Raw genomic sequence first — 17,904 nt, 5'->3', positions numbered from 1 at the left:
AAACGAATTTTCATCCGGCAATAGTCTTGCCTTGCCGAAAATACCGGACATTATGAGGTGTAATCACGGGGGTTGATGTGCGTTTTCCGATTTCGGTATTTCTGGCGTCCGCGCTTGTCTGCGGCCCGGCTTTCGCTCGCGACGATCAGGTCCAGCGCGGCCCCGTTCCTCGCTGGGTTTCACCCTCCGAAGACCTGCCCGTGCCGGAAAACGCCACCGGCGCCGTCTTCGTGCGCCATCAGGATACCCTGATCCATCTCGATAAGCAGGGGCAGGCGCAATACACCGGCTATCGCATCAGGATCCTGCACCCCAGCGCCCTGCAACTCGGCAACCTGTCCATCGCCTGGAACCCGGCGGCGGGCGCGCCCACCGTGCACGCCATCCGGATCCACCGCGATGGCGAAGTCATCGACGTGCTGAAAACCGCTGCGTTCGAGATCCTGCGCCGGGAAGACCAGCTCGAAACGGCCAAGCTGGACGGCACCCTGACCGCGGTGCTGCGCATTGCCGACTTGCGCGTCGGCGATGAACTGGAAGTCGCCCTCACCATCCGCACGACCGATCCCACGCTGGGCGCCAGCGACGCGGGAATGCTGCTGATCGCGCCCAGCCCGGTGCCGGGCCGCTTCCTGCTGGGCCTCAGCTGGGAAGACCGGGCAGAACCGCAACTGCGCATGACGCCCGACATGAACGCCTTCGCCCGCAAGAGCGAACACGCGCTCGAAGTCCGGCTGGACAATCCGGCCACCATCGTCCCGCCCAAGGATGCTCCGGCCCGCTATCTCTGGCAGCGTGTGGTCGAATATAGCGACTTTGCCGATTGGGCAGGAATTTCAAGGCGTTTCGCGCCGTTTTACACAAAGGCCGCGAAGCTGCCCGATGCTTCGCCGCTCCGGCGCGAGGCGAGCCGCATCGCCGCAGCCCACGCGCTGCCGCTGGACCGCGCAAGCGCGGCGCTGAAGCTGGTGCAGCAGGACGTGCGCTATATCTACGTCGGCCTCGGCAACGGGAACCTCGTGCCCGCCACCGCGGACGAGACCTGGCAGCGCCGCTATGGCGACTGCAAGGGCAAGACAGCGCTGCTGCTGGCGCTCCTGGGCCAGTTGGGCATCCAGGCGGAAGCCGTGCTGGTCAACACCGGCGGCGGGGACGACGGGTTCGACCAGCGGCTGCCGAGCCCGCGCCTGTTCGATCACGTCATCGTGCGCGCGCATATAGACGGCGCGGTCTACTGGCTGGACGGCACGCTGCCGCCGGTGGTGCCGCCCTCCACCACGCCGATCATGCCTTACCAGTGGGTGCTGCCGCTTACGGAACAGGGCAGCTCGATCGAGCAGCTCGCGTGGCAGCCCGCCCAAAGGCCCGACCAGATCACCCTTTACGAGATCGACGCAAGGGCCGGTTTCGATGAACCCGCCCGGATCACCAACACCACGATCACCCGCGGGATCGAGGGCCTGCAGCAGGAAATGCAGCTTTCCGGCCTCGCGCACGACCAGATGCTCGGCAGCTTCCGCCAGCAACTGGTCGGCAGCACCTGGCAGGCGATCGAGGATGTCCAGTGGCGCTACGACCAGAAGGCGCAGGCCAGCGTGCTGACCATCAGCGGCACCGGTTCGGTGGACTGGGATGACGACGGGGACGGATCAAGGTCGCTCGCCCTGCCTGGAGGCGGCTTCAGCCCGCCCGAACGGCGCACGCGCTCGGCCGATCAGGATCAGGAACTGCCTTACGCCAACAAGCCCGAATTCGACTGCCGGGTAACGACCGTTCGGCTGCCGTCCACGGCCCGTCCGGCGGGATGGACGTTCAAGAAGGGCTATGACACGCAGCTGTTCGGCCGGACCTATTACCGCGCCTTCGAACAGCGTGACGGCGCCATTCGCATGATCCGCGGCTCACGCGTGGAGCAGAAGGAAATCGACGCGGCGACCGCGAAGAAGGACAATGCGCGCATCGCCGCCTTCGACAACAGCATGGCGTGGATCTTCTATAACCCCGAAACATCGCGAACCGTGGAAAGCGGCACGAAGAACGTGCCCGCCACTTACGAGATAGACTGGACGGCTGACAGCGTTCCCTGCCTGGCCCACGCATCCGCCGATGCGAAAGCGGCAGCCGCAGCCCCGAAGTAACGGCCTGCGGACAAGCAAAAGGGCAGGAGAGCCCCGGCTCCCCTGCCCTTTCGATCTTGTCCTGAGCGGCTGCCTTACGCCGCCTGCTTCTGCCGTTCGGTCGCTTCGAGGTTGAGCAGGTCCGCCAGCTCGAACGCGAGTTCGATCGACTGCGCACCGTTGAGGCGCGGGTCGCAGTGGGTGTGATAACGGTCCTTCAGCGCCTCGTCGGTGATGGCGATGGCGCCGCCGGTGCATTCGGTCACGTCCTGGCCGGTCATCTCGATATGGATGCCGCCCGCATGGGTGCCCTCGGCACGGTGAACGGCGAAGAAGCCGCGCACTTCGGCCAGGATGCGGTCGAACGGGCGGGTCTTGAAGCCGCTGTCGGCCTTGATGACGTTGCCGTGCATCGGATCGCACGACCACACCACCGGATGACCTTCCGCCTTCACCGCGCGCACCAGCTTGGGCAGGCCGGCCTCTACCTTGTCATAGCCGTAACGGCTGATGAGGGTCATGCGGCCGGGTTCACGCGCCGGGTTCAGCGTGTCGAGCATGCGCAGCAGCGCGTCGGGCTCGAGGCTGGGGCCGCACTTCATGCCGATCGGATTGCCGACGCCGCGCAGATACTCGACATGGGCCGATCCTTCGAAGCGGGTACGGTCGCCGATCCACAGCATGTGGGCCGAGCAGTCGTACCAGTCGCCGGTCAGCGAATCGCGCCGGGTCAGCGCTTCCTCGTAAGGAAGCAGCAGCGCCTCGTGGCTGGTGTAGAAATCGGTGCCCTGAAGCTGCGGAACCGAGGTCGGGTCCACGCCGCAGGCGGCCATGAAGTCCAGCGCTTCGCTGATGCGGTCGGCCATCTGCGAGAAACGCTCGCCCCAGGGGCTGCGGCCGATGTGCTCCATGGTCCACTGGTGGACCTGGCGCAGGTTCGCATAGCCGCCATGCGCGAAAGCGCGCAGCAGGTTGAGCGTGGCGGACGACTGGCCATAGGCCTTGAGCATCCGTTCGGGATCGTTGCGGCGGGTTTCCGGCTCGAACTCGATGCCGTTGATGATGTCGCCGAAGTAGCTGGGCAGTTCCAGTCCGCCGATCGTCTCGGTCGGGGCCGAACGTGGCTTGGCGAACTGGCCCGCCATGCGGCCCAGCTTCACCACCGGCTGCTTGCTGGCGAAAGTCAGCACCACCGCCATCTGGAGCAGCACGCGGAACGTGTCGCGGATATTGTCGGCGCTGAACTCGGCGAAGCTTTCCGCACAGTCTCCGCCCTGAAGCAGGAAACCGCGACCGGCAGCCACTTCGGCCAGGTCCTTCTTGAGTTCGCGCGCCTCGCCCGCAAAGACCAGCGGCGGAAACTTCGCAAGCGTGGCCTCTACCTCGCCCAGCTTCTCCGCATCGCCATATACCGGAAGATGGCGGGCTTCCTTAGCCTTCCAGCTTTCCGGGGTCCAATTGCTAGCCACGTCACGTACTCCTGGCGGTTCCTTTGCCTTCTCTCCCCGCGCCGAATGCATGGGGCCAAACCGGCAAGAACCGCAAACAAGAGGCGCGCCATAGCCTCCCCCGGTAATTTTTGCAAAGCCGGTTTAGGCGATCACGGTGATCGATTGCGCCACAGCGCCCCGGCGTAACGGAACAATGTTACAGGCGGCAGGATTGCCCGCGTAACTTGCGAACAATCCCGCCCTGCTTTTCCTACTTTACCGCGACCGTTCCCGAGCTCTTGCCTTCCGGCATGACCTCAAGCCGCCACGAGTTGTTCTTGCCGAGGTAGCGCGCGGCAAGCGCCTGCATCTGCTGCGGCGTGGTGGCGGTATAGTCGTAGAGGATCGTACGGACCGTGCCGATCCGCGAGGGATCGTAAGTCGCACCTTCGAGCTGGCCCATGAAGAACGAGGTGCTCGAAGCCGCGCGCGTCACCTGCTGGCGCATCGGTTCGGTGACCAGCGCCAGTTCCTGCGCGGTGGGCGGATTGTTGATGAGGTCCTGGGCGATCTCGTCCGCGGTCTGGAAGAACACCGTCGCCGACTTGGGATCGAGCTGCGCCATGGCGGTGATCGAACCGCCCGCCGCCATGTCCACCGGCCACTGCGAATAGACGTAAGGCGCATAGGCCACGCCCAGCTTCTCGCGCACGGCATCGAGCAGGCGGTTGGTGAAGAGCTGCGTCAGGATTTCGAGCTGGCGCGATTCGCGAATGCCCATGGCGCCGCCGCCGGTAGGCCACGAGATCACCGCCGCGGCCTGGTCCGGGTCGCCGTGGTGATGCAGCACCACCGGCACGTCCGAAGGCTTGGGCACCGAGACTTCGGCGAGATTGGCCGTCGACGGCGCGGGCGTGCGGGCCTTGAGCGCGCCGAACGTCTTCTCCAGCGCGGTGATGGTGGAGGCCTTGTCGAAGTCGCCATAGATCTGCACTTCGACCGGGCCGCTCGCCAGTGCCTTGCTCCAGACCTTCCTGAAGCCGGCCGCCGTTGTCTTCTCGATCTCCCCCGGCGTGGGCGTCGCGAAGCGGGCGTCCTTGCCGCGCTGGTAGAATTCCAGATCGCGGTTCAGCACGCCCTGCGGCGAAGTGGAATAAGTTGCATACTGGATCTTCGCCGCGGCCTTGGCGCGAACGAGCGGCTGCGGGTCCCAGCGCGGCAGGTCGAGCTTGGCAGCGAAGAGATAGAGCTGGTCGGCCAGGTCCTGCGGGCGGGTTTCCGCCTGGAACTGGAAGCTGGCGTCCTGCACCTCGAAATCGAAGCCCAGCTTGCGCCCGGTCGAGATGCGGTCGAGGTCCTCCTGGCCCAGCGTGGCAAGGCCCGAACCGACCAGCGCGAATTCACCAAGCGCGATATAGGGGGCATCCTGCGGCGCGATCGACCGCTTGCCGCCGCCGAAGCGGACCTTCACGGTGACACGGCCCGGCTCTTCCTGAACCGGCCAGAGCAGCGCCTTCACGCCGTTCGCGAAAGTGAGCTGCTCGATATCGAGCAGGCCGGTCGGCGCCTGTGCGGTCGCCTTGTGGGGCGCGCCGATGGCGGGCAGCTTCTCGAACGACACCGGCTTCTCGTTGACCGCGGTGCGGATCGAGGCGTCGGGCCGGATCGGCTGGAGCAGCGCGGTGCGCAGCCCATCGTCAGTGGCGCCGCCCTGCTTCTGCGTGGTGAAGATCGCCCGCGTCACCGAGCCGCTGAAGAGCTGCTGCGTGTGCTTCAGCACGTCTGCCGGCGTGAACAGCGGCTTCGATTCGCGGAAGATGCGCAGCACGTCGTTCGGGGCCGCCACGGTTTCGCGAATGTCCAGCGCGTTGACCATGTCGTCCGCCAGCTTCGAACCGGGCAGGATGCGCTGCTGTTCGACCGGGACCTGGAACGCAACGTCGAGTTCGGCGACCTCGCGGTCGATCTCGGCCTGCGTCGGCGGCTTGGTCATCGCATCGGCGATCACGCCGCGCACGTCGCGCAGCGCCGCCTGCCAGTCCTCGCCCAGCGGCGTGACCGAAACGAACGTGGCGTCCGCCGAGCGCGAGACGTCATCCTGGTTGACCGAAGCCGACAGGAAGCTGCCACCCGCGCGGGCCTTGGATTCCAGGCGGCGGTTGATGATGGCCTGCGCGATCGAATCGACCATCAAGCCCTGGTTGTAGACCACGTTGTCCGTCACCTGCCGCCAGGGGCGCAGGATCGCATACATCAGCGAAGGCGGCAGATCGGGCTCGATCAGGACCTTGGTCTCGCCCACCGGGTTCTTCGGATCGGCCCCTGCGGGCGCCGCCGGATCGCCGAAGCTGGGCGCGGCGCTCAGCTTGCCGGTCGCCTTCCAGTCGGCGAACCACTTCTTCACGTAGCCTTCCAGCGTCGCCGGATCGGCATCGCCTGCAACGATCACGGCGACGTTGTCCGGGCGATACCAGCGCGAATAGAAGGCACGCACCGAATCCGGGGTTGCCGAAGTCAGCGTTTCGACAGTGCCGATCGGCTCACGCGCCGAAAGCGGCTGCCCGGCGTAGAGCGTCTTCTGCATGGCGTCCTGAACGCGCTTGGCGGCGCCGCCGCGCTCGCGCATCTCGGCCAGCACGATCGGCAAGTCGGACTTGAGGTTGGAGGCCGAAAGCGTGGGCGCGGTCACCATGCCGCTCATCAGCTTGAAGGTCTCGTCCAGCGAAGTGGGCGTGGCATTGGGCAGATCGAGCTTGAACACGGTCTGCGTGGTGGAGGTCACCGCATTGGTATCACTGCCGAAAGTCGCGCCGAGGCGCTGGAAGGCGGCAATCGCCGTCCCCTCGGGAATGTACTTCGACTGGCGGAACAGCATGTGCTCCAGCAAGTGCGCGTAGCCGCGCTCCGAATCGGTCTCGTAAAGCGAGCCGGCATCGACGCGGATACGGATCGAGACCTGCCCCGGCGGCACCCCGTTGCGGCGCACCGCATACTTCAGCCCGTTGGAAAGCTCGCCGAAATGCCATTCGGGATCGCGGGGAATGTCGCTGCCGCGATAGAGCCACGGATCGCTGTCGCCCGGCAGGGTTTCCGGCGCGGGCGCGGCTGCGCCGGGCACTTGCGCAAGAACGGACTGAACCGGGAGGGGAGCCAGCAGGAGCAGGCAGGCGAGCGAGCGGGCGGCGCGCGAAGATTTCGTCATCGGGAGGGGTATAGGTTCCGGTTCGATTAAGGGCCAGTGAATAGCGCGAGACTGTTCCCCGGCCCCGCAGGGGTGCAAAGTAGCGGCCTAGAAAGCGCCAAGTCGCAGCGTTGTTCCCGCCTCATTCAAAGTCAATTGCTGCTTGTGGACTTGACCCTCTGCCAGCAACACCTAAATCGCGTGCATCATGTATATCGAAACCGAAGCCACGCCCAATCCCGCCACGCTCAAGTTCCTGCCCGGCCGGCAGGTCATGGCGGCAGGCACCCGCGAGTTCACCTCGCCCGAGGACGCGGAAGTCTCGCCGCTGGCGCAGGCCCTGTTCGACCTTGGCGACGTGACAGGCGTGTTCTTCGGCCAGGGCTTCGTTTCGGTCACGGCGGCGCCGGGCTCGGAATGGTCTGATCTCAAGCCGCAGGTCGTCTCGATCCTGCTCGATCATTTCGTGTCGGAAGCCCCGCTGTTCGCGGGCGGCAACGCCAGCGGCTTCTCAGTCCCCGCCGAGGACGAGGCTGACTATGGCGACGATCCCGCCGATGCCGACATCGTCGAGCAGATCAAGGAACTGATCGAGACCCGCGTGCGCCCGGCCGTGGCCAACGACGGCGGCGACATCGTCTATCGCGGCTACCGCGATGGCGTGGTCTATCTCGCCATGCAGGGCGCCTGCTCGGGCTGCCCTTCGTCCAGCGCCACGCTCAAGCACGGGATCGAGAGCCTGCTCAAGCACTACGTTCCCGAAGTCACCGAAGTCCGCGCCGCCTGACCCCAAAGGGATGACGAAGGCGTGACGACGGAGACGACCGCAGAGCCGTTCCACGGCCGCACACTGGTGATCGACAGCGCTACCGAAGCCTGTTCGGTTGCGCTGTTCGAGAACGGCGCGCTTCTCGCGGGAGACTTTCGGATGCTCGGGCGCGGCCATGCCGAAGCGCTCGTGCCGATGATCGCACAGCTTCCCGATCGCGGCCGCGCCGCCCGCATCGTGGTGGCGCTCGGCCCCGGCAGCTTCACCGGCGTGCGCGTCGGCCTGGCCGCCGCCCGCGCGCTGGCGCTGGCCTGGGGCTCCGAGGTGATCGGATACTCGACCCTCGCCATGGTCTCGGCGATAGCGCGCGATCAGGCCGGGGTCGTTCCGGTGGCAACGGCGATGACCGGTGGCCACGGCGAATGGTTCATCGAAGGCTTCGCTAAAGACGGCAGCGTGACCCGGCCCCTCACCTCGCTGCGTCCCGACGCGGCGGCTGCCGCAGTTGCCGAGGAGGTGGTCGCCGGCACGCAGGCGCAGGCCCTTGTCGCCGCGCGCGGAAACGGAGCCGCCCTCGCCATCTGGCCGGATGCCCGCGCCTTCCCGCTCCTGCCCGCCCATGCCCTGACCGCCGACACCCGCCCCCTCTATGGCCGCGCGCCCGACGCCAAGCTGCCCGGCGGCCTTCCCGGACCGCAAGGATAACCCCGGATGCTTGACGATCTCGACCAGATCATGGCCGTGATGGCCACGGCGTTCGACCCGGCCTGGGGCGAGGCATGGAACAGGCGCCAGGTCGAAGACGCGCTCACCTTGGGAAATTGTCACTATTTCCTCGTTTCGCCCGAAGGAAAACCCCTGACGGAAGGGGAAATCGCGGCCGGATTTTCGCTGTCGCGAACCGGATACGAAGAAGAAGAGTTACTGCTTCTCGCAGTAGATCCGCAGTTCCGCCGGAAAGGACTTGGGCGATCCATATTGGACGCACTTAGACTTGCCGCAGGAGCACGGGGCGCTAAACGACTTCTACTTGAAATGAGAAGAGGAAACTCGGCAGAGTCTCTTTACGCAACCTTCGGATTCTATGCCATCGGCGAACGGAAAGATTACTACCGTACACCGAACGGCGAGAGAATCGATGCACTGACCTTTGCTTGCGACATAGACTGACGGAATCTAACAGTATTAATCGGATTGATTTCGTTACAATTGTCACAATTAGGGACGACTTGTAATTGATCTTGTATTCCAGATTGAAATGGTCCAAGGCGAAACGGCAGGCCTAAAAGGCTCGCCCGATCCAGTAATGGTCGCAAAAAAAGAGGTCGTAAAATGGAAATCATTCAGGCTGATGCCAACGAGACGTTGATCACGCTCACGTCCGACATCGTTGCAGCTCATGTCAGCAACAACAACGTCAACGTAGAAGACCTGCCCACGCTCATCACCAATGTCTACGGCGCTCTCGCCGGACTTGGCGGTACGCCCGTCGTCGAGGAAGAAAAGCCCGAGCCCGCCGTTTCGGTGCGCGCTTCGGTGAAGCCCGACTACATCGTCTGCCTTGAGGACGGCAAGAAGCTGAAAATGCTCAAGCGTCACCTCATGACCCATTACAACATGACCCCGGAAGAATATCGCGCGCGCTGGAACCTGCCCGCCGACTATCCGATGGTTGCCCCCAACTACGCCGAGAAGCGTCGCGAACTGGCCAAGAAGATCGGCCTGGGCCGCAAGCCCAACGCGCGCCGCGGCCGCAAGCCCAAGGCTGCCGCCTGATTTCAGGCCGCGCCGACTTACGCCCGGCAAACGGGCGTTCGAAGGTTGTGATTAAGGGCACGGCCGCCTATCTAGGTGGCCGTGCCTTTTCATTGATACAGGTCAAACGTGCATCAACCAATCGACATCGAAGCCCTCTGCGCTGAACGCGGCCTTCGGATTACCGAACAGCGCCGCATCATCGCGAAGGTTCTTTCCGAGAGTACCGACCACCCCGATGTCGAGAAGCTCCACGAACGCGCAACCGCGCTGGACCCGGGCATCTCGATCGCCACGGTCTACCGCACCGTGCGCCTTTTCGAGGAAGCCGGCATTCTTGACCGTCACGACTTCGGCGACGGCCGCGCCCGCTACGAAGCCGCGCCCGAAGCACACCACGATCACATGATCGACGTGGAAACCGGCCAGGTCATCGAATTCGTCGACCCGGAACTGGAATCGCTCCAGCGCCAGATCGCCGAAAAGCTCGGCTTCCGCCTCGTCGACCACCGCATGGAACTCTTCGGCGTCCGTATCGAGCGCGAGGACGGCGAAACCCGCAAGTGACGGCCGAGGCTCCGGCCCCGGACCTGCTTTCAAAAAGGCGGATCGCACCCCGGGGCTGGGCCCTGGTCGCGGTCCGCCTTTTTGCGTTGTTGCTGCTGCTCACGCTCTGCATTCCCGCCTATTACGCCCTTGCCCCTATCACCCGACACAATCCGGTGCCGCGCCTGTTCCTGCGCACGGTCGGCACGATCTGCGGGCTGCGCATCAGGAAACTGGGCGCGCTGCCCGTCCCCGGCAGCTTCTTCATCGCCAATCATGTGAGCTGGCTGGATATTCCCGCGCTTGCAGGCGCCACCGGCACCGCATTCGTCGCGCATGACGGCCTCGCCGGGTTCGGCCCGCTCCGCTGGCTCTGCGAACTTAACGACACCGTGTTCATCGCCCGCCACCAGCGCGCAACGGTGTCCATCCAGATCGAGCAGATTCGCGCCGCCATGCACGAAACCGGCGCGCTGGCTGTGTTCCCCGAAGGCACGACATCGGGCGGCGTCGAACTGCTGCCCTTCAAATCCTCGCTGCTCTCCGCGATAGAAGGCCACGACCGGCACGTCGCCGTGCAGCCGGTCTGGCTCGACTATGGCCCGGAAGCGCGCGAGATCGCCTGGGTGGGAGACGAACCCGGCCTCGACAATGCGCTGCACATCCTGGCCCGCTGGCGGCCGATCCCGCTCACCCTGCATTTCCTGCCGCCGCTGACCGGGGAAGAACGGACGAACCGCAAAACCATGGCGCACGGCGCACGGCGGGCGATCGCACGGGCCATGGGGCTCGATCCGGACTGAGCCGGCCTAACAACGCCGCAAACGGACGTTTACATGGAGTTTGAATGGCCGGCCGGGAGACAATGCCCCCGGCGGTCATCAGCCCCGGATCAACGCGTGGCGTTGTAGGCGAGCTGCTTTTCGTCAAGCTGGAAGCCCACCAGAACTTCGAAGCTGGAGCGCGCGACGGCGGCCTTCACGGTGGGATCCGACAGCGGATCGACGGCCGCGTCAGTATCGCCGGCCTTGCGCTTGCGAGTGATACGCTCGCGGATATCGGCGGGCAGCGTTGCTGCGGCACGGTCGATATAGGCCGAAGCGGTGGTGTGCGCCTGCGCGCGGTCCTGGCCGTCAGCGAAGTTCACCGTCACCTGGCCGACGCGCTTCGAAATGACGGCAGTGCCGCCCTGAAGCACCGAGACGAAATAGGGCAGCGTCACCTGACGCGCGCCCTGCGTGTCGTTGCGGCGGGCGAGAATGTCGAAGTCCACCTTGGCGAAAACCTTGTCCCCGCTCTGGTCGTTGCACTGGGTGCGCACGTTGGTCATCGCGGCAACCACGTCGATATTGGCTGCGGTGCGATCGTTCGGAGCGCGGAACAGCGTGATATCGCCGGTATATTCGGGAATGCCGACCGCCGGGCAGGTCGAGCGGACCGCCGTGATGCCCACACCCGAATCGACCACGATCTCGCCCTTCTTGGCGCAGCCGCTCAGCGCGGTCACCGCGACGGCGGAGCAGAGGATAGTGGCAGTCAGGCGGCGTGCATTCATCGTGAGGTTCCTCGAAGACGTCGGCTTGCCCTAGCGGCGCAAGCGGCAAAGCGCTAGAGGCCCATTCATGAACGCGCCCTTTCCATCGCCTACGTCCGCGCCCGTGCCGTCCGGTTCGGAGCAGCCCCTGCGCCTCCTGATCGCCGCCCCGCGCGGGTTCTGCGCCGGGGTCGATCGCGCCATCGAGATCGTCGAGCGTGCGCTCGAAATCTACGGCGCGCCGGTCTACGTGCGCCACGAGATCGTTCACAACAAGTTCGTGGTGGACAATCTCAAGGACAAGGGCGCCGTCTTCGTCGAGAGCGTGGACCAGGTGCCGGACGGCGTGCCGGTGATCTTCTCGGCCCACGGCGTGCCCAAGTCGGTGCCGGCAAAAGCCACCGCGCGCGGCCTCGAATGGCTGGATGCGACCTGCCCGCTGGTCAGCAAGGTGCACCGCCAGGCCGAACGCCAGATCGCGGACGGCCGCCATATCCTCTTCATCGGCCATGCCGGCCACCCCGAGGTCATCGGCACCTTCGGGCAGGTTCCCGAAGGCACCATGTCGCTGATCGAGACGGTGGAAGATGTCGCCACGGTCAAGGTGCCGGAAGGCGTCGAACTCGCGTATCTGTCACAGACCACGCTTTCGGTGGACGATACCGCAGCGATCATCGCCGCCATCGAGTCGCGCTTCCCCGATGTCGTTGCACCCAAGCAGGAAGACATCTGCTACGCCACGTCCAACCGCCAGACCGCGGTGAAACAGATCGCGCCGGACTGCGAGATGGTGCTGGTGATCGGCTCGCCCAAGAGCTCGAACTCGCTGCGCCTCGTCGAAGTGGCGGAGCGGGCTGGTTCGCGCGGCCAGATGATCCAGCGCGCGAGCGACATCGCTCCGGAATGGCTGACGGGCATCGCCACACTGGGCCTCACCGCCGGGGCCTCGGCGCCGGAAGCGCTGGTGAACGAAGTGATCGCGCGCATCAAGGAACTGCGCACGGTCGAATCCGAGGAACGGGTGACCGCAGAGGAAACCATCACGTTCAAGCTGCCGCGCCAGCTCGCCCGCTGAAGGATCCACATCAATGGCTGTCTATACCCGACTCGGCGCGGAAGAAATGTCCGCGATCGTCGAGACCTTCGACGTCGGCTCGCTGATCTCCGCCAAGGGCATCGCCGAGGGCGTGTCCAACAGCAACTGGCTGATCGAGACGCAGCACGGCGAAAGCGCCCGCCGCTTCATCCTCACCGTATACGAGAGCCGGACGGACATTTCCGACCTGCCCTTCTTCCTCGACCTGCTCGACCATCTGGCCGCGCGCGATTGCCCGGTCCCCCGCACCATGCATGACCGCGACGGCGCGAGCCACCGCTTCATCGGCGAAGGCGAAGGCCGCAAGGCGCTGGCCCTGATCGAGTTCCTGCCCGGCGTCTCGGTGTCGGAACCGACGGCGGAACAGGCCCGCGCGGTCGGCGCGGCGCTGGCGCAGATCCACCTCGCCTCGGCGGACTTCGGCCAGGCCCGCACCAACTCGCTCGACCTGCCGGCCTGGCAGCAGCTTTTGGGAGACTGCGGCGCCGAAGGGCTCGAATCGATCCACCCCGAACTCGGCCGCCTCGTCGAACGCGAACTCGGCGTGCTGGCGCGCGAATGGCCGGCGGACCTTCCGGCCGGCGTGATCCATGCCGACCTGTTCCCCGACAACGTGCTGATGCTGGGCAACAAGGTGACGGGCCTGATCGACTTCTACTTCGCCTGCACCGACCTGCTAGCCTACGATGTTGCCGTTACTCATGCGGCCTGGTGCTTCAGCACTGACGGCACGCAGTTCCGCCCCGACCTGTCCCTTGCGCTGATCGAGGGTTACGAGGCCGTCCGGCCGCTCACCCCGGCAGAGCGCGAAAGCCTGCCGGTGCTGGCCCGCGGCGCGGCGGTGCGCTTCCTCGCCACCCGCGCCTACGACTGGCTGAACACGCCGGAAGACGCCCTCGTCACCCCGAAGGACCCGATGGCCTTCGCACGGCGACTTCAGTTCTATGCAGATCCGGCCAATTCCGGGATATTCGGCGCATGAAGCAAGTACAGATTTTCACGGATGGCGCCTGCAAGGGCAATCCCGGCCCCGGCGGCTGGGGCGTACTGCTGCGCATGGGCCAGCACGAGAAGGAAATGTCCGGCGGCGAACCCGACACCACCAACAACCGGATGGAGATGACCGCCGTCATCAAGGGCCTGAACGCCCTGACCGAGCCGTGCGAAGTCACGCTGCAGACCGACAGCAAATACGTGATCGACGGTATCACGAAGTGGGTCCACGGCTGGAAGAAGAAGGGCTGGGTGAACGCCAGCAAGCAGCCGGTCCGCAATGCCGACCTCTGGCATGACCTGATCGAGGCGGTCGCCCGCCACAAGGTCCAGTGGGAATGGGTCCGCGGCCATTCCGGCCACGCCGAGAACGAGCGCGTGGACAAGCTCGCCAGTGACGCGGCGGTCGCCGCAGGCAAGTAGCTCGATGTTCGCGCAGGTCCGAAAAAAGCGAACAGTCCCGTAGCGCACAAGCACGCATGGCCGGATAATACTGAATAACCCCCTTAGGCAGCATCGACAAAGCGCTTATGACTGGCGCTTGTCTCTATTCTCCATATGATCCTCCCAGTCTCTGAGGGGGGATCGAATCATGAATCGTAAATCTGTACGCTGGCTGCCGCGCGGCGTTTTCGCGCTGGGCCTGACGTTTGCAACCGCTCCGGCAGTGGCCCGTGATGCCTCGCCCACCACGCTGGAGGAAGCAGGTCCCGAAAACGGCTGGCAGTTGGAAATCGCCGCGATCAGGCGCGATTGCGCGAATTCCGGCCAGACATGCCTCGATCATTTCGAGCGCTATGCGAGAAGCAACCGGGAACGGTCGGCCAGCGCCGGATTCCTCGGCGTCGGCAGCGGATTGACGTTCTGGGGAACCGGCGAAGAACTCCACTACACCGAAGTGATCCGCAAGGTCGACAGTGTCCAGCTCGAGTATCAGATCGGTTTCGGTTACGTGCTCTTCGCCAAGCAGCGCGACGCACGGATCGACGGCAACGGCGTACTGTTCGGCTTGCCCGCCAACGCCGCCGGCCAGGCCGGGATCACGCAATTCTCCGCATCCATCATCGGCATCGCACCTGACAGTCTGAAAGATGCCAATGGAAGTCCGGCCAATTGCAAGACCGACGATCTCGACCCCGAGAGCGCACTGCTCTGCGCTCTGGACATGCAACCCACTGTCACTCAGGCCTACTATCAGACGGCCTCGGGCCGCATGTCGGCCGCGTTCGAGCGCTGGCGCCGAAGCCTCGCCAAGAGACCGGTCACGCCCCCCGCCATATGCCCGCAAGTCATCAATTTTCGCAAGGTCGACCGCTCCGTAAAGGAAGGCAAAATCGACCCTTCGCCCGCGATCCTCGCGGCAGCGAAGGAGATGAACGACATGCTCGCCGCAGCCTGTCTCAATCCACGCCCCAACGCCCGCATCAGCTACAAGTCGGGCCTGCCGGAATTGAAGGCGATCAACGGCAACGTGAAGCTCAATCTGGGAGACGGCGGAGCATCGGCCGCACAATCGCTGGTCGCCGAAGGCTACTATCGCACGAAATCGCATCTCGCCACGATCAGCGCCGAGGGAACGGGGTCTGCCACATCCAGGAGCAAGGCGCCGGAGGCGGCAACGGCGACAGCCGCGCAGTTGGTCCTGTTCGATCAGAACAATGACCACTATGCCGAATTCACCATGAACGGGCTGAAGCAGTCCTCGAAGCTTCCCTCCATCCTCGCCTCCATCATCACCATGGAGCAAAGCGACGAAGCACAGCGGCTCCGGCTCCAGATGGCGTGTAGCGGGGGTTCCGTCTCGGTGCCGCAAGGCGGAAATCCGGTTACCGATCCGGTCGCCTTCACCAACCTTGTCTTCGAGGTTCGCAAGGCCGTCGACAATCCGGCATATGCCTGCCAGTCCCAGTTCCCTGCTGAACGAAGATAGCGCTCCCCGGCATATGGTTGTCAGCGCCGTGAAGCGCGGCTAATCCCGGCGCGTGCCACATGCCTTCGACCACCGGCTTACAGCGCCTCGCGGCTTTGCGGACGCGCTCAAGCGGGAAGCCCGCGCGCTGGTGACGCCGGGTCCGCGCATGGCGGACGAATGGGCCTGCGTGGCCTCGGTCATGCTGGCTATCCTCATCGCGCACCTGATAGGTGCGCAGATGGTGGCGTGGGCCGCCTTCACGGCCTTCGTCCTGCTCAAGAGCGAGACTGCGGAAACCCTGCTTCGCGGCGTGCTGCGCATTGCGGGAACCGCGATAGGATCTCTGCTGGCCCTGGCGATCGTGCCCTATGCGGCCCACTCCCTGCCGCTCGCCATGGCGAGCGCGGCGCTGGTGGGCGCGGTGGGCCTCTACGGCATGATTACCGCCCGGCGCGCCTATGCATGGCTGCTGTTCGGACTGACGTTCGAGATGATCCTGCTGGACAAGCTCGAACATCCCGACCTCGACACCATCCACTTCGCGCAGACCCGGATGCTCGAAGTGATCGCGGGCACCGTGGCCTGCGTGATCGTCAGCCTTTCCGCCGCGACGCTTTCGGGCAGGAAGTGGCTGGCAGGCCGCAAACCCGCGCCGGACCGGATGAAATGGCACCCCCACGCCGCGCGCCACGCAGCGCAGGCCGGCATCGCCATCGCCGTGCTGCCGGTGCTCCACGCCCTGTTCCAAATGCCGCAGATGGCGCAGGCCGCCGTGACCGTGATGGCGGTGATGATCGTTCCCGTCACCGGCATCGGCGCGAGCGGCTTCGTGCCGGTGACGCGGCGCCTGTTCCAGCGCACGCTCGGCTGCCTGGCGGGCGGCGGCCTTTCGCTTGCAGTGCTGCTGCTGGCACAGGGCAGCACGCCCGTCCTGATCGCGGGCACCTGCCTTGGCATCGTCATCGGCCGCCATATCGAGAACGGCCTCCCGAACGTCACTTACCTGGGCCTGCAGTTCACGCTTGCCGTGCTGGTCGTGCTCGTGCCCGATTCCTACGCCGATGCCCGGATCATGCCCGCCGTCCACCGGCTGGCGAGCATCTTCGTCGGCATGGCCGTGCTGGAGCCGGTGCTGCTGGCATGGCACTTCGTCGCGCCCGGCAGGAAACCCGCCGAGCGCGGCGCCGAGGCCGAAAACAACGAGTGAGGATCAGCCTGTGGTCGCATCGACCACGTCGGCCGGGGGACCGTTCTTCTTGATCGATTCGATCGCGTTCTTCGCGGAAGCCTTGCTCGAATAGCCTTCCGTCCAGAACATGGTTTCGGAATTGTAGAGGAAGTAGGCAACATATTCGCCCGCCTTGTTCTGGCGGATTTCAAAGCGATGAGCCATCTCAGGTCTCCTTGCAGGAACACACCCTGTGCGCACTTGTGCAAGTTTCCCGGCGAAGTGGAAAGGGAAAACAGGCCTGCCGACTATCGCCGCCGAAACCGGCCCGGCGCGAACGGAGCGGGCTCGATCGCGCCCCCGGCCGCGCCCAGCAGCAGGGCGGCGCCGAGCTGCGCAGCGGCGGGCGCGGTCTGTATCCCGAAGCCGCCCTGCCCGGCGAACCAGAAGAACGCATCGTCATCGGGATCGAAACCATAGACCGGCAAGCGATCCGGCGCGAAGGAGCGCAGGCCCGCCCAGCGATGCTCGACACGGCGAACCCGGCGATCCACGACCTGCTCGAACCTGTCGACGGCGAGCGCCACGTCGAGTTCCTCGGGCGCGGCGTCACACGGGGTGCTGGGCGTCTCATCGTGAGGGCTCAGCCAGAGGCGGCCGCTCTCGGGCTTGAAGTAGAACGTGCCTGAAACGTCGAGAACGAGCGGCAGGCTGTCAGGCGCGGCAGGTTCGATTGCGACTTGCGCTATCGTGCGGCGATAGGCCGCGATACCGAGCGGGCGCACCCCCGCCTTCTCCGCCACCGGATCGGCCCAGGCACCGGCAGCATCGACCAGCAGTTCGCAGCCCACGCGGCGGCCGTCGGCCAGTGAGAGCGCCCAGCCGCCGGAAACGCGCTCGACAGCGGCGAGGCCTGAGCGGCACCACAAGTCCACGCCGGCCCTGCGCGCGGCGGCGAGATAGTGCTGGTGCAGGCGGGCAACGTCGATGTCGCACGTGCTCGGTTCAAGTACGCCGCAAGTCCATTCCGGCCGCAGATCGGGTATGCGCGCCGCGATTTCCGCCCGGCCCAGCACCGAGACATCGATGCCGACCGCGCCATATGTCTCGGCGAAATCGGATATCTCGCGCTCCTGCCCGCCGCGCCCGATGGTGAGTGCGCCGCGGGGCGCGAGGACGCCAAGGCGCCGCAGTTCCGGGCCGGAGGCGGTGGTCAGCGGCTTGACCTGCGGGCCGCCGTAGCTTTCGGTCCAGAACGCGGCGGAGCGTCCGGTGGCGTGATAACCGGGGCTTTCCTCGGCCTCGATCACCAGCACCCGTGCCTGCGCGCCCACGCGGGCGGCCAGCGAGGCACCGGCCATGCCGGCGCCCACTATGACGATATCGAACCTCGCATCCATAAG

General features: G+C 65.4%; 17 protein-coding genes. 12 read left to right on the top strand and 5 right to left on the bottom strand.

From position 1 onward, the window contains the following. Positions 1-77: 77 nt before the first annotated feature. Positions 78-2,138, top strand: a complete 2,061-nt coding sequence (locus ACXJ16_RS02125; RefSeq protein WP_463921117.1) for a DUF3857 domain-containing protein — start codon at positions 78-80, stop codon at positions 2,136-2,138. Between the two features lie 74 nt (positions 2,139-2,212). Here the strand turns inward: ACXJ16_RS02125 and ACXJ16_RS02120 are convergent, their stop codons facing one another. Both ACXJ16_RS02120 and ACXJ16_RS02115 read right to left on the bottom strand, forming a co-directional pair. Beyond that, complete coding sequence (locus ACXJ16_RS02120) at positions 2,213-3,586, bottom strand: class II 3-deoxy-7-phosphoheptulonate synthase (RefSeq protein WP_054440681.1); 1,374 nt, start codon at positions 3,584-3,586, stop codon at positions 2,213-2,215. Between the two features lie 232 nt (positions 3,587-3,818). Next, on the bottom strand, positions 3,819-6,749 hold the full coding sequence (locus ACXJ16_RS02115; RefSeq protein WP_185997000.1) for a M16 family metallopeptidase: 2,931 nt from the start codon (positions 6,747-6,749) through the stop codon (positions 3,819-3,821). 187 nt (positions 6,750-6,936) lie between these two features. On the opposite strand from ACXJ16_RS02115, the gene ACXJ16_RS02110 reads away from it, so the two are divergent. The 6 genes from ACXJ16_RS02110 to ACXJ16_RS02085 all read left to right on the top strand — a co-directional run bounded on the left by ACXJ16_RS02110 (position 6,937) and on the right by ACXJ16_RS02085 (position 10,601). Further along, positions 6,937-7,515, top strand: coding sequence for a NifU family protein (locus tag ACXJ16_RS02110; RefSeq protein ID WP_054440521.1), 579 nt, complete (start codon positions 6,937-6,939; stop codon positions 7,513-7,515). A 21-nt stretch (positions 7,516-7,536) separates the two neighbouring features. Beyond that, on the top strand, positions 7,537-8,202 hold the full coding sequence (gene tsaB, locus ACXJ16_RS02105) for a tRNA (adenosine(37)-N6)-threonylcarbamoyltransferase complex dimerization subunit type 1 TsaB (RefSeq protein WP_463921115.1): 666 nt from the start codon (positions 7,537-7,539) through the stop codon (positions 8,200-8,202). Between the two features lie 6 nt (positions 8,203-8,208). Then, positions 8,209-8,667: a GNAT family N-acetyltransferase gene (locus ACXJ16_RS02100; RefSeq protein WP_185996999.1), complete on the top strand. Its 459-nt coding sequence runs from the start codon at positions 8,209-8,211 to the stop codon at positions 8,665-8,667. 162 nt (positions 8,668-8,829) lie between these two features. Then, entirely contained in the window at positions 8,830-9,273 is a 444-nt protein-coding gene (locus ACXJ16_RS02095) for a Ros/MucR family transcriptional regulator (protein WP_054440529.1), read from the top strand. Between the two features lie 108 nt (positions 9,274-9,381). Further along, on the top strand, positions 9,382-9,819 hold the full coding sequence (locus ACXJ16_RS02090; protein ID WP_054440532.1) for a Fur family transcriptional regulator: 438 nt from the start codon (positions 9,382-9,384) through the stop codon (positions 9,817-9,819). An 86-nt stretch (positions 9,820-9,905) separates the two neighbouring features. Continuing rightward, positions 9,906-10,601: a lysophospholipid acyltransferase family protein gene (locus ACXJ16_RS02085; protein ID WP_324696098.1), complete on the top strand. Its 696-nt coding sequence runs from the start codon at positions 9,906-9,908 to the stop codon at positions 10,599-10,601. A gap of 89 nt (positions 10,602-10,690) precedes the next feature. Here the strand turns inward: ACXJ16_RS02085 and ACXJ16_RS02080 are convergent, their stop codons facing one another. Continuing rightward, positions 10,691-11,353 (bottom strand): hypothetical protein, encoded by a 663-nt coding sequence (locus ACXJ16_RS02080; RefSeq protein WP_185996998.1) that lies wholly within the window; start codon positions 11,351-11,353, stop codon positions 10,691-10,693. A gap of 67 nt (positions 11,354-11,420) precedes the next feature. Here ACXJ16_RS02080 and ispH point away from each other — a divergent pair, with 67 nt between their 5' ends. The 5 genes from ispH to ACXJ16_RS02055 all read left to right on the top strand — a co-directional run bounded on the left by ispH (position 11,421) and on the right by ACXJ16_RS02055 (position 16,540). After that, positions 11,421-12,407 (top strand): 4-hydroxy-3-methylbut-2-enyl diphosphate reductase, encoded by a 987-nt coding sequence (ispH, locus tag ACXJ16_RS02075; protein WP_324696100.1) that lies wholly within the window; start codon positions 11,421-11,423, stop codon positions 12,405-12,407. 13 nt (positions 12,408-12,420) lie between these two features. Continuing rightward, positions 12,421-13,410 carry a homoserine kinase gene (gene thrB, locus ACXJ16_RS02070; protein WP_324696102.1) on the top strand — a complete coding sequence of 330 codons (990 nt, stop codon included), beginning with the start codon at positions 12,421-12,423 and terminating at the stop codon, positions 13,408-13,410. Next, entirely contained in the window at positions 13,407-13,844 is a 438-nt protein-coding gene (rnhA, locus tag ACXJ16_RS02065; protein ID WP_054440540.1) for a ribonuclease HI, read from the top strand. Before thrB ends, rnhA begins: the two co-directional genes overlap by 4 nt. 169 nt (positions 13,845-14,013) lie before the next feature. Beyond that, positions 14,014-15,351: a hypothetical protein gene (locus ACXJ16_RS02060; protein ID WP_185996995.1), complete on the top strand. Its 1,338-nt coding sequence runs from the start codon at positions 14,014-14,016 to the stop codon at positions 15,349-15,351. A gap of 52 nt (positions 15,352-15,403) precedes the next feature. Further along, entirely contained in the window at positions 15,404-16,540 is a 1,137-nt protein-coding gene (locus ACXJ16_RS02055; RefSeq protein WP_231636123.1) for an FUSC family protein, read from the top strand. A 3-nt stretch (positions 16,541-16,543) separates the two neighbouring features. Here ACXJ16_RS02055 and ACXJ16_RS02050 read toward each other — a convergent pair whose 3' ends face one another. Beyond that, the gene (locus ACXJ16_RS02050; RefSeq protein WP_463921114.1) at positions 16,544-16,726 is read right to left on the bottom strand and encodes a YegP family protein; all 183 of its coding nucleotides are present in this window, start codon (positions 16,724-16,726) and stop codon (positions 16,544-16,546) included. A gap of 83 nt (positions 16,727-16,809) precedes the next feature. Further along, a complete protein-coding gene (locus ACXJ16_RS02045) occupies positions 16,810-17,901 on the bottom strand; it encodes an NAD(P)/FAD-dependent oxidoreductase (protein WP_463921112.1) in 1,092 nt (363 codons plus the stop codon). Between the last annotated feature and the right edge of the window lie 3 nt (positions 17,902-17,904).

Source organism: Novosphingobium sp. TK71 (assembly GCF_055361505.1).
This window is presented reverse-complemented; position numbering and strand designations above follow the sequence as displayed.

Coding starts and splice junctions, on each gene's coding strand:
- ACXJ16_RS02115 (WP_185997000.1), bottom strand. CDS start 6,749: ATGACGAAATCTTCGCGCGCCGCCCGCTCGCTCGCCTGCCTGCTCCTG.
- ACXJ16_RS02110 (WP_054440521.1), top strand. CDS start 6,937: ATGTATATCGAAACCGAAGCCACGCCCAATCCCGCCACGCTCAAGTTC.
- ACXJ16_RS02100 (WP_185996999.1), top strand. CDS start 8,209: ATGCTTGACGATCTCGACCAGATCATGGCCGTGATGGCCACGGCGTTC.
- ACXJ16_RS02095 (WP_054440529.1), top strand. CDS start 8,830: ATGGAAATCATTCAGGCTGATGCCAACGAGACGTTGATCACGCTCACG.
- ACXJ16_RS02080 (WP_185996998.1), bottom strand. CDS start 11,353: ATGAATGCACGCCGCCTGACTGCCACTATCCTCTGCTCCGCCGTCGCG.
- ispH (WP_324696100.1), top strand. CDS start 11,421: ATGAACGCGCCCTTTCCATCGCCTACGTCCGCGCCCGTGCCGTCCGGT.
- thrB (WP_324696102.1), top strand. CDS start 12,421: ATGGCTGTCTATACCCGACTCGGCGCGGAAGAAATGTCCGCGATCGTC.
- rnhA (WP_054440540.1), top strand. CDS start 13,407: ATGAAGCAAGTACAGATTTTCACGGATGGCGCCTGCAAGGGCAATCCC.
- ACXJ16_RS02060 (WP_185996995.1), top strand. CDS start 14,014: ATGAATCGTAAATCTGTACGCTGGCTGCCGCGCGGCGTTTTCGCGCTG.
- ACXJ16_RS02050 (WP_463921114.1), bottom strand. CDS start 16,726: ATGGCTCATCGCTTTGAAATCCGCCAGAACAAGGCGGGCGAATATGTT.
- ACXJ16_RS02045 (WP_463921112.1), bottom strand. CDS start 17,901: ATGGATGCGAGGTTCGATATCGTCATAGTGGGCGCCGGCATGGCCGGT.